Below are 14,772 nucleotides of genomic sequence, written 5' to 3'. Positions count from 1 at the left end.
GCCTGAACGAGACGATCAGTTCCGTACGGGGGGGGGTATCCGCCACAGAGCCTCTTCGCGGGCAAGCCTCGCGCCTACGGATGTGTGTGGTCGCTAATATCGCGTACAACCCGAATCCTGTAGGAGCGAGGCTTGCCCGCGAAGGCGTCCTCACGTTCAAGCACTCAATGTTATCGACCCCCGCACCATCAACTTCGCCGAAAAATCCAACGTCCGCACCGACCCATCATCGCCACGCAGTCGCTTGAGCGAACACTCAACGCATTCGCGCCAATCTCTGTCGTCGGCTGGGCGAGGGCGGTGATCCCGCTGCCCACCAACGGATACCAATCCAGATCATCCAGGGCAATCAGCCCGACATCCTCGAACAGATTGCACTTCAACTCACGCAATGAATGGGTGCTGGCCAGCGCAGCGATACCGTTGGCGTCAAACAACGCTTTCGGGGACTGGGAATCGTCAAGACTTGGAACCCGACAATGATTAAAACCGGATAAAAACAGACAAACGGTAGTCCTACCTGTCAGAACTGACAGTTGGAAACTTCAATTAATAAGTGCCTAATTTGCCCACGAAACAGCAAAAAAAACGAACCGAATACCCGAGCAATCCACATCAATCGGTGAGAAAACGATGCCCCCGTTGCCGTTGAAACAGTCCCGCGACAATGTAATAGGTCCACTGGCGAAGCCGCTTTCCGTGGAGGGCGTCGACGATAATGACCTGGAAGGACATGTCTCCCGCGAGATTCTGCGTAACGGTACTCGTATCGTCATTCCTTACTGGAGTGAACCGCAAGACAACGATGAACTCTGGGTGACGTTGCGTCAGAACGGTGTGGAAAACCGGCTCTACACAGTCTTTTATAAAAATCCACTGAGTGTTCCGTTTTTATATTTCGATTTGACGCCACAACACTTGGCAGCCGATGGCATAGCGTGGGTGTATTACAAAGTCTGGAAGGGATCAGGTGGTACTGATGATCCCTCGCCCGAAAGACAACTAACGATAGATCACACGCCACTATTAACGTTGGATGAGCCGACATTTCCCCACGCCACACGTTGGGGTTATCTGAATAACAACACGGTACCGCCATTGACAAGCGGCGCCACAGTTGCCATGCCCGCTTCGACTAATGTCGCCTTGCCTGGGGATTTGGCAAAGGTTCATTGGCGGGGGTATCCGAGTCTGAATGGCAGTGGTGTGCCGGTGCCGGAAGCTTATGGAGTGTGGGATCGGCGGTTGTCCGAACAGGATATAAATAACGGATATACGCTAGTTGTACCGTTTGAGCCGCACATAAGAGTGTCATTTGATGATGACTCGGCAGTTGTTACGTGCGATTTGTTCAGGAGTGGACGGCATATTGCGGAGTCAAAAAAAGGCTTGGTGAAAATTGACAGAGCAACACCTGGTGAAAGTGGCCCATCCGGGCTTAATGAAGGAGATAGGGAAATGACAGCACAAGAGAAGTTTGCAGGGAAAGTAAGGGCCAACCCACCGAGGATCGGTGAGGAATGGATTGGTGTACAGGCGACATCCGTTAGTGTCGACAAGCTGGCTGATGAGTCTATACCGATCAGTGTTCTTGATTCGGGAGAAATAACTATCAAGCTGGCTCGCTTCACCGAAGAGGATGATCGCGACGAAGTGGATGTTTACTTTGCAGAAGCGAACGGCACTCTGAAGCTGCTGAAAGGTTTCATTCCGCTTGGGCCTATCCTTGGCCGTGATCCGATTGCGATGGAGATTAAGGTTCCGACAGATGAATTCAAAGAGAATCCTCAGCCGGCCGACCCCACGGGTTATCAGGTGCAGTTGGTCGTTTACAAAGGTGGCGCCGGTACCGACGACCCTTCGAACATTGTAACGTTCAACATCGACCGTACTGCACCGTTCGAGGTCAAGTATCCGTCACGCAGAAAGAATCCTCCGACGCCTGCTCCCACCTTTGTCAATGCCCCGGTGGATGCTCAAAGGCTTGTTAACGAAAACTGGATGAAAGATCCTGCGAATGCGGATTTAAAATTCACCGTGTTTGTCGGTTATCCATTGCGTCGTCTTGATGATGAACTTCGTGTTTCTCTGACGTCGGGCAGTGTGAAGCTAGAGGTGTTCAAAGGTGCCGTTAACGCTGCTGGCGAATTCACGGTACCCAACACTGTATTGCGCGATCTCCCGAATGGGCGGGTCATGATCTCTTATGATTGGACAGACCTTCCGGGAAACGAGAGTGCAAGTTCTGCTGCGGCTGCTGTTTTGACTCTCGGACTCGCGTTGGATCCTGAGCTGAACAAAGGACCTTTGGTTCCGAAAACCGATCCGAATCGAACCACGCCGATCTATCTGGACGACATGGTGGCCAACGATGTGTTTGCGATTGTCGAGCGCGCGTCCATCGATAATGCGGAGCCGGGCGATGAAATTACTGTCTATGCCGAGGATCCGAATGATGTGACGAATTTCGTGGACTTTGGTACTCAACCACTTGCCAGTGTGGATTTGAGTTTCCAGCTCACTTACAAAGATAAACTTGAAAAAATCTTTGATTCCTCGACCGAGACCAAGGAAATCAAACTCTGGTTCGAACTCACCCGGGGAGGGGAAATGTTTCCTTCGCCAGATACCTACATCTGGCTGGCATTTGATCACGCAGGGGGAGTCAATCCGGCTTTACCTGACTTGACGAACCCCGACGCCGTGTTGCCCGTCGTCACCGGGGCTTCCAAAACGCCAAACGAACTACTCCCCGGCGATCGCGACCAACCGGGCGAATTCAAAGTGATTCTAAAACTTACGGATCCAGCTATTACGCCAGCGGAAACAGCCAAGGGCTATTTGGATGGTAAATTTGTGGGTGAGTTTTCACCTTTTGTTAACGCGGTAGAGTTTAGTCTTCCCATCAGCGCTGACATGATATCCAAACTACCTACTCCGACGGTTGAAGCCTACTGGACGATTCAGAAAACGGGCATTGACAAGAACGTAATTAAGTCCAAGCCCCAGGCCGTGAAGGTCAATGGCAAAAAAATTGATTTATTGTCGCCGACCATCAGGATCCGCAACCCGCTGAGGGATCAAATCGATTGTTATGCAATGAACAATGCCACTATCGACTGGCGACTTGCAGTGACCATTCCCAAAGATTCGGTCAATTTGCCGCAAGGGAAAATCATTATGGTGCATTTTGCAGCCTACAGTGATGCTGCTGGCACTAATCTGATTCCCGGCACAGAGGATTCCCAACCTTATACCATCCAGGCCTCCGGGACCGTTGATGTTGCAAGTGTTGCCAGTGCAGCCGTATTCAAGGCAGCTCAACCGCGTCTGGGTACAAGGGCATTTGGCAAGTATTGGTACACGGCCGACATCGGCGGTTTGCAAACTTCGGTGCCGATCATCAAGCCGCTGGATACGATTACTTCTAGTGGTGAGTACTGTGACCGGCTGGCTGTTCCTCCAGCCACGCCTTGATTATCCGATATTGAAAGAGGTCTATCGCGAGGGAGATTAATCTCTCTCGCGATATCGATATATTTCGGTGAAGTAGCAAGCCATAAATCCCATCGATTTGCAGATAATTCCTACTGGGCCGAGGAATATTCCTACATCTAACTTTCAGATTGCTGATTAGTCTGTCAGACGTTTTTTGGGGCGATTTTTCCGTTCCGTCAGAAAAATCGCTTTCGGATTTGTTTGCAGTGCGGAGTTCTCATGCCCCTACTATCAAGTTTCAAACATTGCAGAACAACAGGATACCTGTTTACCGCAATAGTCCTCGGCACACCCGCGGCTCACGCCAGAACACTTCTTCCTGGTGAAAGCGCGACTGTTACCAATCCACCTGCGCCAGAGGCATGGGCGGTATCTCAAGGTGGGACACTGACGATAAACGGTGCCAGTGCTCTGTCGATCAGTTCGCAAAATGCCTCTGTCATTTTCAACGGCGGTCAAAGTGCGCGGATCGAGGGCCGTGAGGGTTCCAGGCTCGCACTGACAGGTGCGACAGTGAACAGCGCATCGGGCAGAGGAGCCATTGCGCTTAGTGACAGCTCCGCCACTATCGATAACAGCACCATCACCAGTACCAACAGTTTTGGACTTCTTCTGGGACGTAACATCAATACTCCGACATCGTCCAGCGCAACGGTTACGGGCAATAGTGTAATCACCGGCGCTGCTGGGGGCGCGAATGCCGTGGGTTTTGCGGTGTTGAACCTCGAAAATTCAACTGTTCGTGGCACCCGTGCAACCAGCTACGGCGTCCAACTGGGCGGCGCAACACTCTTGGCGACGGGCAGCACCATTTCTGGCGGGCTGGATGGCCTGCAAATCATCACTGACAACACGGGTGTCAATGCCAGCACTGTTACGCTCAACAGCACCCGCGTAACGGGAGGAACAGGTGCGGCGATCGTGCTGGGTTCATCCGGCAGAGCTGGCACGGTTGCCACCCTCAACGTCCTTGCGGGTTCGGAGTTAATCGGCGGCAACGGCACGCTGTTGCAGGCGACCAATCGCTCCACGGCCAACCTTAACGTCGACGCAAGTGCATTGAGCGGCAATGTCATCGCCGATACCGGCAGCACTGTTGCGCTGCTGATGCAAAATGCGGCTTCCCTTGATGGCAATTTGCAGAACGTCACCCAAGTCAATCTCGATACCCGCAGTACCTTGAACGGTAATGTGCAGGCGGTTGCGGGAACGGCAGCAACGGTCAACCTGGACAATGGTTCTGCAATCAACGGCAATGTCGAAAATAGCTTCAGCCTTTCTCTGAACAACGGCAGCAGCATGACCGGTGACGTACTCACAGACACCAATGGCAGCGTAGTGCTGGACAATGCCTCGGTGCTGACGGGGCAAATCAATAACTCGGGCAACCTGACTATCAACAACGCGGCGCAATGGGTGATGACCGCCGACAGTACCGTACAACGTCTTGCCCTGAACAATGGCCTGGTTCGCATGGGCACCCACGAACAGTTCCAGCAACTGAACGTGGGCGACCTTTCCGGTAACGGTACCTTTGTGATGGGCACCGATTTGGGTAACGGCAACACCGACTTCCTGAACGTGACGGGCAATGCAAGCGGGCAACATCAATTGCAGATTTCTGCGACTGGCACCACCCCGGTCACTGCCGAACCGGTGAAAGTCGGCAATATCGCTGCTGGCGATGCAAGTTTTTCGTTGGGCACGCGTGAAACCGTGGACGCGGGCACATTTGTATACCGGCTGGCAAAGGAAGGTCAGGGGTTGTACCTGAATCCGGACAAGGAAACGGTGAGTACTTCAAGTAATACTGCACTGGCTCTGGCGGGCAGTGCGCGCAGTGTGTTGAATGCTGAAATGACCATGCTCAATGATCAGATCGGTGATCGAGGGCTCAGTGCCCGACCTGATGCATCACTTCGCGCGGCCAGCGACAGCAATACCGCTGCGCTGAGCAACAGTGTCTGGGTTCGCACTTACGGCAATCAGTACAACGTCGATAACGCCTATGGCGATGGCTATACCCAAAAGCAGACCGGTATCACCGGCGGTGCCGATACATTGGTGGATCTGGGCGGCCGCTCGTGGGTAGTGGGCGGGTTTGTCGGGACCAGCCGTACCAATATGGATCTCAAATACGGATCCAGCGCCACCGTCGACAGCCTCAATGCCGGTGTTTACGGCAGCACGTTTGATGTTGAAAGCGGCGTGTTCGTCAACGTCATGGCCAAGATCAACCAGTTCGACAACAAGGCAAAAGTCACCATGAGTGACGGCACGCGGGCCAAGGGTGACTACAAGGCATTGGGCGCCAGCGGTTCGGTAGCCGTGGGCAAGCATATTCGCCTGGAGGACAACTACTTTGTCGAGCCGCAAGTCCAGGTTTCAGCCGGTGTCACTCAAAGCGACAGCTACCGTCTCGACAATGGTCTGGAAGTCCAAGCCGATACCATGCGTTCATTGCAGGGCAAGGTGGGTGTCAGAGGCGGGCGTGTCATCCCCCTCGACAACGGCAGCCTGCTGGAGCCCAGCCTGTCGGCGGGGGTTAATCACGAGTTTGTGAAAACCAATGAGGTGAAGATCAATGACGACCGCTTTGATGATGACCGCGCCAGTAGTTCGATCGAGTATGGAGCGGGTTTGAAATGGACGCCGGCGCAACGCAACTGGCAGGTATCCGGCCAAGTCGGTGGCAGTAAAGGCACCACTGTCAGTCAAGATTGGAGCGGTAGTTTGAGAGTGAGCTATTTCTTCTGATGAAAGTTGTTTCAATGAAGTGATCTATAAAAATGCCCCGACAATATCGGGGCATTTTTTTGCTTTCTGATTCAATCGAAATCACACCAGCGGCAGCCATCAGCCAAACAAACCCGCCGCAATATTGATCGAAAACCCGAGAATCGCCGTGTTGAACAAGAAACCGATCAACGACTGCGCCAATACAATTTTGCGCAAATCGCCGGTGGCCACGCCCACGTCTGCCGTTTGCACGGCCACGCCGATGGTGAACGAGAAGTACAAAAAGTCCCAATAATCGGGCTGCACCTGCCCCTCGGCAAACCGCAGCGCAGGCTCCTTGCCTTCCCAGGTGTAAAACAGCCGTGCGTAATGCAGGCTGAAAATCACTCCGATCAACAACCATGAGCCGAACACGGTCAACCCGGTGAAGCCGTAGTGCAACAGACGGTGATAAGTCTCCAGATCCTTGCTGCCCACCAGCTCGAGGGTAATGGCGGCGAGGCTGGCCAGCGCGGCCATGGACACGGTGAACAGCACCAGCCCGGCGTTTTCGTCCTCGACTTCGGCAATGCGTTTCACGTCGTCGGCTTTGGAGCGCATCGTCAGCCAGATGATCAGGGCCAGATACGTCCAGACCCCGGCGTTCCAGCCGATGAGGATTTTGCCGAGGATCGAATCGGCCGGAGCCAGAATGCCTACCGCGACGCCGAGTGCGGCAGCAGCAGACAGGCGAGGGTGGGTGCGGGCGAGTAGGGGCATGGAGGCTCGATGCGTCTGGGCTTTGCAAACACCATAGCCCAGCGTTGTCCATTGTGACCACAAAGCCAAGCCAATGAGATCGAATGTGTGGGGCTTGCTCGCGAAGGCGGCGTGTCAGTCAACGTCAATGTTGAATGTGACGGCCCCTTCGCGAGCAAGCCTGCTCCCACAGTTGATGGGTGTTTGGTCAGATGCCCTTGTGGCGCTTGTGCACCAGCTTCATCACCACCACAAAAAACACCGGCACAAACACCACCGCCAGGGTCGCGGTGATCATCCCGCCAATCACCCCGGTGCCGATGGCTTGCTGGCTCGCCGAACTGGCCCCGGTGGCAATCGCCAGTGGCACCACGCCGAGGATGAACGCCAGCGACGTCATGACAATCGGCCGCAACCGCAGGCGCGCGGCTTGCAGGGTGGCGTCGATCAGGTCATGGCCTTCGTCGTACAGGCTTTTGGCGAACTCGATGATCAGGATCGCGTTTTTCGCCGACAAGCCAATGATGGTAATCAGCCCGACCTTGAAGAACACATCGTTGGGCATCCCGCGCAGGATCACCGCCAGTATTGCACCGAGCACACCCAGCGGCACTACCAGCAACACAGACGTCGGAATCGACCAACTCTCGTACAGCGCCGCCAGGCACAGGAATACGATCAGCAGCGACAGCCCGAGCAGAATCGGTGCCTGGCTGCCGGACAAGCGTTCCTGCAACGACAACCCGGTCCATTCCTGACCCAACCCCGCCGGGCCTTGCGCTACCAGCCGCTCGATTTCCGCCATGGCTTCGCCGGTGCTGTAACCGGGCGCCGGTTCGCCGGAAATGCTGATGGCCGGGTAGCCGTTGTAACGGGTCAACTGCGCCGGGCCCTGGGTCCAGTTGGCCCGGACGAAGGCCGACAACGGCACCATTTTCCCGGTGTTGTTGCGCACATTAATCTTCAGCAGATCGGCGACCTGACTGCGTTGATCACCTTCGGCCTGGACCACCACCCGTTGCATCCGCCCCTGGTTGGGGAAGTCGTTGATGTAGGCCGAGCCGACGGCGGTGGACAGCACGCTACCGATGTCGGCAAACGAAATGCCCAAGGCGTTGGCTTGCTTGCGGTCGACTTCCAATTGCACCTGCGGCGCTTCGGCCAAGGCGCTTTCGCGCACGTTCCTCAGGATCGGACTCTTCTCGGCGGCGGCCAGCAATTGGCTGCGTGCTTGCATCAGCGTGGCATGGCCGAGGCCGCCACGGTCCTGCAGGCGGAACTCGAAACCGCTGGAAGTCCCCAGGCCATCGACCGGTGGTGGCAACACCGCAAAGGCCATGGCGTCCTTGATCTGACTGAGGGCTATGTTAGCCCGGTCGGCAATCGAACTCGCCGAGTCGTCGCTGCCCCGATCCGACCAATCCTTGAGCGTAGTGAACGCCAGCGCAGCGTTCTGCCCGCTACCGGAAAAACTGAAACCGAGAATCACCGTGCTGTCACCGACGCCCGGCTCAGTCGCGTTATGGGCTTCGATCTGCTCGACCACCTGCACCGTGCGGTTCTTGCTCGCACCCGGCGGAAGTTGAATGTCGGTGATGGTGTAACCCTGGTCTTCCACCGGGAGGAACGAGGAGGGCAGGCGACTGAAACACAATCCCAGACCGACCAGCAGCACGCCGTAGATCAACAGGTAACGACCGCTGCGCTTCAATGCATACGCGACCCAGCCCTGATAACGCTCGGTCAGTTGTTCGAAGCGTCGGTTGAACCAGCCGAAGAAGCCGCCCTTGGCGTGATGCTCGCCCTTGGCAATCGGTTTGAGCAGCGTCGCACACAGCGCCGGGGTCAAGGTCAGGGCGAGGAACGCCGAGAACAGGATCGACGTGGCCATGGACAGCGAGAACTGCCGGTAAATCACCCCGACCGACCCCTGCATGAACGCCATCGGAATGAACACCGCCACCAGCACCAGGGTGATGCCGATGATCGCCCCGGTGATCTGCTTCATCGCCTTGCGCGTCGCGTCCTTGGGCGACAGACCTTCGGTGGCCATGATCCGTTCGACGTTCTCCACCACCACGATGGCGTCATCCACCAGAATGCCGATGGCCAGCACCATGCCGAACATGGTCAGCACGTTGATCGAGAAACCCAGCGCCAGCATGGTCGCGAAAGTCCCCATCAATGCCACCGGCACCACCAGCGTTGGAATCAGCGTGTAGCGGATGTTCTGCAGGAACAGAAACATCACTGCAAACACCAGCACCATCGCCTCGACTAGGGTGTAGACCACTTTGGTGATCGATACTTTGACGAACGGCGAGGTGTCGTACGGGATTTTGTATTCGACACCGGCCGGGAAGTAGCGCGCCAGTTCATCCATCTTCGCCCGCACCCGCGTCGCGGTGCTCAGGGCATTGGCGCCCGGCGACAGTTGCACGCTGACGGCGGTGGACGGTTTGCCGTTCAGGCGTGTGGAGAACTGGTATTCCTGACTGCCGATCTCGACCCGCGCCACATCGCCGATGCGCACGGTGGAGCCATCAGGGTTGGCCTTGAGCACCATGTCGGCGAATTCTTCAGGGGTCGACAGCTGACCTTTTACCAGAATGGTCGCGGTGATTTCCTGGGTGGTGCGGGTCGGCAAATCGCCGATGCTGCCGGCGGAAACCTGAGCATTCTGCGCGACGATGGCGGCGTTGACATCGGCCGGGGTCAGGTTGAAGCCGATCAGCTTCTGCGGGTCGATCCAGATCCGCATCGCCCGTTCGGCACCGTACAACTGAGCCTTGCCAACGCCGTCCAGACGCTTGATCTCGTTCATCACGTTGCGCGCCAGGTAATCGCTGAGCGCCACGTCGCCGAGCTTGCCGTCGCTGGAGGTGAGGGTGATCAGCAGCAGGAACCCGGCAGAGACCTTCTCCACCTGCAAGCCCTGCTGAGTGACCGCTTGGGGCAAACGTGACTCCACGGCTTTGAGACGGTTTTGCACGTCGACCTGTGCCATTTCCGGATCAGTACCCGGCTGGAACGTCGCGGTGATGGTGGCGCTGCCGAGGCTGCTCTGGGATTCGAAATACAGCAGATGGTCGGCGCCATTGAGTTCTTCTTCGATCAGGCTGACCACGCTTTCGTCCACGGTCTGCGCCGAAGCACCCGGGTAGGTGGCGTAGATTTCGACTTTCGGCGGCGCAACGTTGGGGTACTGCGCCACCGGCAACTGCACAATGGCCAAGGCACCGGCCAGCAGGATGAACAGGGCGATCACCCAGGCGAATACCGGGCGATCGATAAAGAACTGCGGCATAAAAAGCGTCCTGCTTACTGACCAGAAACCTGGGCAAGTGGAAGAGGGGTGTTGTCGATCTGGACTTTTTCACCGGGGCGCGCGTGTTGCAGGCCTTCAGTGACGATGCGGTCGCCGGGTTTGAGGCCGTTGGTGACAATCCAGCGATCGTTCTGCACCGCGCCCAGCTCTACCGGTTGCTGGCCGATCCGCTGTTCGGCGTCGAGCAACAGCACTTGAGCAATACCGGCGCTGTCACGCTGGATGGCCCGTTGCGGCACACTGATACCCTGCTGATTGAACGCTTGCTCCAGGCGCACGCGAACGAAGCTGCCCGGCAGCAAGTCGAGGTCCGGGTTGGGGAACTCGCTGCGCAGAATGATCTGACCGGTGCCCGGGTCGACAGTGATGTCGGTGAACAGCAATTTGCCCGGCAATGGATAGAGGCTGCCGTCGTCCTGAATCAGCGTGGCTTTGGCCTGGTCCTGGCCGACCTGCTGCAACTGGCCGGAACGGAAGGCCCGGCGCAGGTCATTGAGTTCACGGGTCGATTGCGTCAGGTCAGCGTGGATCGGGTTCAACTGCTGAATCAATGTCAGCGGGGTGGTTTCGTTCTGCCCGACCAGCGCGCCTTCGGTCACCAGCGCTCGGCCGATGCGCCCGGAAATCGGCGCGGTGACGGTGGCGTAACCCAGGTTCAGTTTCGCCCGCTCCACGGCGGCTTTGTTGGCGGCCACGTCGGCAGCGGTTTGCCGGGCATTGGCGCGGGCATTGTCGTAATCCTGACCGCTGATGGCGTTGCCTTCGATCAACTGCGCGTAACGCTGCTCTTGCAGTTTCGCCTGGAACGCATTGGCCTCGGCCTTGCGCAGCGCTGCTTCGGCGCTATCCAGGTCGGCCTTGAACGGCGCCGGGTCGATACGGAATAGAACGTCGCCTTTTTTGACGTCGCTGCCTTCACGGAAGGTTCGTTGCAACACCACGCCGGCGACACGGGCGCGCACTTCGGCGATGCGCGGCGCGGCAATCCGCCCGCTCAGCTCACTGCTGATCGACGTGGGGCGGACTTCGATGGTTTCGATACGCACAGTGGCAAGCGGGGCCTGCTCTTCGGCGGTCGAGGACTGGTCACAAGCGCCCAGCGTCAACGTCAGTGCAATCAGGCTGAGCGTGACAAGCAGATTCTTTGACATGTAAATACCCCAATAATGACCTCCCGCATCCTACGGGGAGCCGACGAGGGTAGCGGTGAAGCTTTGTAGGTGCAGTGTGAAATTGTGTAAGGGTTTTGCTCGCGTGCGCGTGAGGGCGTATATCCTTCGTAGCTTGAAACTTTTTGCGACTGTAATGCCGCCTTCGCGGGCAAGCCTCGCTCCTACAGAGGTATCGCGAACTCCTGTAGGAGCGAGGCTTGCCCGCGAAGAGGCCCTCAAGGTCACCACAGCACTATTCTGGAAACACCCATGCCCAACATCCTCCTGGTCGAAGACGACACCGCGCTTTCCGAACTGATTTCCAGCTACCTGGAGCGCAACGGCTATTCGGTCAGTGTGATCAGCCGTGGCGACCATGTGCGCGAACGTGCGCGGATTAATCCGCCGGACCTGGTGATCCTCGACCTGATGCTGCCGGGGCTCGATGGCTTGCAAGTCTGCCGATTGCTGCGGACCGATTCGGCGACCTTGCCGATCCTGATGCTCACCGCCCGGGACGACAGCCACGATCAGGTGCTGGGCCTGGAAATGGGCGCAGACGACTACGTCACCAAACCCTGCGAGCCACGGGTGTTGCTGGCCCGAGTGCGAACCTTGCTGCGGCGCAGCAGCCTCAGCGAACCAATGACCGCCAACGACCGCATCCTCATGGGCAATCTGTGCATCGACCTGTCTGAACGCACCGTGACCTGGCGCGAGCAACCGGTGGAACTGTCCAGCGGCGAATACAACTTGCTGGTGGTACTGGCCCGGCATGCCGGCGAAGTGCTGAGCCGCGACCAGATTCTGCAGCGCCTGCGTGGTATTGAATTCAACGGCACCGACCGCTCGGTGGACGTGGCCATTTCCAAGCTGCGGCGCAAGTTCGACGACCACGCCGGCGAGGCGCGCAAGATCAAGACCGTGTGGGGCAAGGGTTACCTGTTCAGCCGCTCCGAGTGGGAATGCTGAGTCGATGTTCAGAATTCTGTTTCGCCTCTACCTGGTGACCATCGTCTCCTATAGCGCAGCGATCTATCTGGTACCTGATGTGGTGATCAAGGCCTTCCATGAGCGCTTTGTCACCTACAACCTCGATTACTCCCGAGGCTTGCAAACGCTGATCGTCAAGCAGTTTCGGGCGGTGCCTGTCGAGCAGTGGCCGGCACTGGCAGCGGAGATGGACGAAGAGTTCCAGCCGCTGCACATCGTGCTGGCCCGCAACGACGACGCCGAGTTCACCCTGGATGAACGTGAACGCTTGCAGCGCGGTGAGAATGTTGTGCGCATCGGCAACTGGGGCTGGCGCACCCTGGCTGTGGCGCCATTGAACGAGCAGATGGTGGTTGAAATGGTCGTGCCGCCGGACCCGACGGACGTCAGTTGGCTGTACTGGAGCATCAACGTGCTGATCGGCGCGACCATGCTCGCCTGTCTGTTGCTGTGGCTGCGCCCGCACTGGCGCGACCTGGAGCGCCTCAAAGGCACCGCCGAACGCTTCGGCAAGGGCCACTTGAGCGAGCGCACGCAGATTTCCTCCAGTTCCAACATCGGCAGCCTCGCCAACGTCTTCGACACCATGGCCGGCGATATCGAAAACCTGCTCAACCAGCAGCGCGATCTGCTCAACGCCGTATCCCACGAACTGCGCACGCCACTGACGCGGCTGGATTTCGGCTTGGCCCTGGCGCTGTCCGATGACTTGCCAGCCACCAGCCTCGAACGTCTGCAAGGTCTGGTCGCACACATTCGTGAACTGGATGAGTTGGTGCTGGAACTGCTGTCTTACAGCCGATTGCAAAACCCGGCGAGCTTGCCGGAACAGGTCGAGGTGTCGCTGGATGAATTCATCGACAGCATTCTGGGCAGCGTCGATGAAGAGCTCGACTCACCGCAAATCGTCATCGATGTGCTGCTTCACGGCCAGCTCGAACGCTTCTCGCTGGACCCGCGATTGACCGCCCGGGCGATCCAGAACCTGCTGCGCAATGCCATGCGCTATTGCGAAAAACGGATTCAGATCGGTGTGCAGGTGTGCCCCAGGGGTTGTGAGATTTGGGTGGACGACGATGGCATCGGCATTCCGGAGGAGGAGCGGGGGCGAATTTTCGAGCCGTTTTATCGGCTGGACCGCAGTCGGGATCGAGCCACTGGCGGGTTTGGGCTGGGGTTGGCGATCAGCCGCCGGGCGCTGGAGGCGCAGGGCGGTACACTCACCGCGCAAGTTTCGCCGCTGGGTGGGGCGCGGTTTCGGTTGTGGTTGCCGACTCCGGCCTGATGCTGCTCAGCCAAGCCGAAACTCGACCGTAGCAGCTGCCGAGCCCGCGAGGCTGCGTTCGAGGACGAAGTCCTCGCAAATCCGGCGAACACGGTCTTCCTGAAGAAACCGATTGCCTGATTTTACGACTGCTGCACAGCCTCGCGGGCTCGGCAGCTGCTACAAAGCATGCGGGACCGAGGGAACGATCTGCAATTCAGTCGAGTAATTCGGCAGACTCAATCAACCCAACTCCCGCCACCTGCATCCGCTCAATCGCTGCCGCCAGCGAACCGTCCAGATCAATCGCCCGGCACGCATCCATCACCACAAACGCATTGAACCCCGCCGACCGTGCGTCCAACGCGGAGAACATCACGCAAAAATCCAGCGCCAGTCCGACCATGTAAACCGTGTCGATGCCGCGCTCCTTCAGATACCCGGCCAACCCTGTGGTCGTCGTTCGATCCGCCTCCAGAAACGCCGAATAACTGTCGATGTCCGGGTTGCAGCCCTTGCGGATGATCAGTTGAGCGTGGGGCAGGTCCAGTTCCGGGTGGAACTCGGCCCCGGGTGTGGCTCGCACGCAATGCTCAGGCCAGAGCGTCTGCTCGCCGTAAGGCAATTGAATCACATCGTAAGGCTTGCGGCCCGGGTGGCTGGAAGCGAATGAGGCATGGCCGGGTGGGTGCCAGTCCTGGGCAATGATGACCTGTTTGAACTGGCGGCCCAGGCGGTTTATCAAGGGCACGATCAGGTCACCCTCCGGCACCGGTAGTTGACCGCCGGGAATGAAGTCGCTCTGTACGTCGATAACCAGCAAGGCTGAGCGTGAAGAAATCGGCATGGGTAGGTTCCTCCTTGGAATGTCAGACGCAAGCATAGTGACAACTTCGCTCGCGCGCTAAGTCGGTTCATGAAATGGCTGCGTTTGTGTAAGTGAGGCCGTTGGATCGTCGGTGTGGCCTTCGCGGGCAAGCCTCGCTCCTACAGGTTATGTGTCGGTCGCACGTTCATTTTTCCCCTGTAGGAGCGAGGCTTGCCCGCGAAGAGGCCAGTCC

8 protein-coding genes and 1 pseudogene are annotated in these 14,772 nt (G+C 57.6%); 4 read left to right on the top strand and 5 right to left on the bottom strand.

The features are described from left to right. Positions 1-156: 156 nt before the first annotated feature. Positions 157-446 (bottom strand): annotated as a pseudogene (locus ACA044_RS15615) (substrate-binding domain-containing protein); the annotation flags it as partial. Positions 447-633: 187 nt separating this feature from the next. Here ACA044_RS15615 and ACA044_RS15610 point away from each other — a divergent pair. Together ACA044_RS15610 and ACA044_RS15605 are read left to right on the top strand one after the other, a co-directional pair. Beyond that, the gene (locus ACA044_RS15610) at positions 634-3,477 is read left to right on the top strand and encodes a hypothetical protein (RefSeq protein ID WP_497442222.1); all 2,844 of its coding nucleotides are present in this window, start codon (positions 634-636) and stop codon (positions 3,475-3,477) included. Between the two features lie 240 nt (positions 3,478-3,717). Then, complete coding sequence (locus tag ACA044_RS15605) at positions 3,718-6,255, top strand: autotransporter outer membrane beta-barrel domain-containing protein (RefSeq protein ID WP_497447231.1); 2,538 nt, start codon at positions 3,718-3,720, stop codon at positions 6,253-6,255. A gap of 99 nt (positions 6,256-6,354) precedes the next feature. Here the strand turns inward: ACA044_RS15605 and ACA044_RS15600 are convergent, their stop codons facing one another. From ACA044_RS15600 to ACA044_RS15590, 3 genes are all read right to left on the bottom strand, one after another. Beyond that, positions 6,355-6,996, bottom strand: a complete 642-nt coding sequence (locus ACA044_RS15600; protein ID WP_497442221.1) for a DUF1345 domain-containing protein — start codon at positions 6,994-6,996, stop codon at positions 6,355-6,357. 187 nt (positions 6,997-7,183) lie between these two features. Next, on the bottom strand, positions 7,184-10,282 hold the full coding sequence (locus tag ACA044_RS15595; protein ID WP_497442220.1) for a multidrug efflux RND transporter permease subunit: 3,099 nt from the start codon (positions 10,280-10,282) through the stop codon (positions 7,184-7,186). A 14-nt stretch (positions 10,283-10,296) separates the two neighbouring features. Beyond that, entirely contained in the window at positions 10,297-11,454 is a 1,158-nt protein-coding gene (locus tag ACA044_RS15590) for an efflux RND transporter periplasmic adaptor subunit (RefSeq protein ID WP_497442219.1), read from the bottom strand. Positions 11,455-11,724: 270 nt separating this feature from the next. Between ACA044_RS15590 and ACA044_RS15585 the strand changes: the two genes are divergently transcribed. Continuing rightward, on the top strand, positions 11,725-12,426 hold the full coding sequence (locus ACA044_RS15585; RefSeq protein ID WP_497447143.1) for a response regulator: 702 nt from the start codon (positions 11,725-11,727) through the stop codon (positions 12,424-12,426). A gap of 4 nt (positions 12,427-12,430) precedes the next feature. Continuing rightward, entirely contained in the window at positions 12,431-13,732 is a 1,302-nt protein-coding gene (locus tag ACA044_RS15580) for an ATP-binding protein (RefSeq protein ID WP_497447142.1), read from the top strand. A 196-nt stretch (positions 13,733-13,928) separates the two neighbouring features. On the opposite strand, the gene pncA is transcribed toward ACA044_RS15580, so the two are convergent. After that, on the bottom strand, positions 13,929-14,558 hold the full coding sequence (pncA, locus tag ACA044_RS15575; protein WP_497447141.1) for a bifunctional nicotinamidase/pyrazinamidase: 630 nt from the start codon (positions 14,556-14,558) through the stop codon (positions 13,929-13,931). Positions 14,559-14,772: the final 214 nt, after the last annotated feature.

The organism is Pseudomonas sp. LBUM1673, from assembly GCF_059695645.1.
Note: the sequence above shows the minus strand (reverse complement) of the source record. Positions and strands in the feature narration are given on the sequence as shown.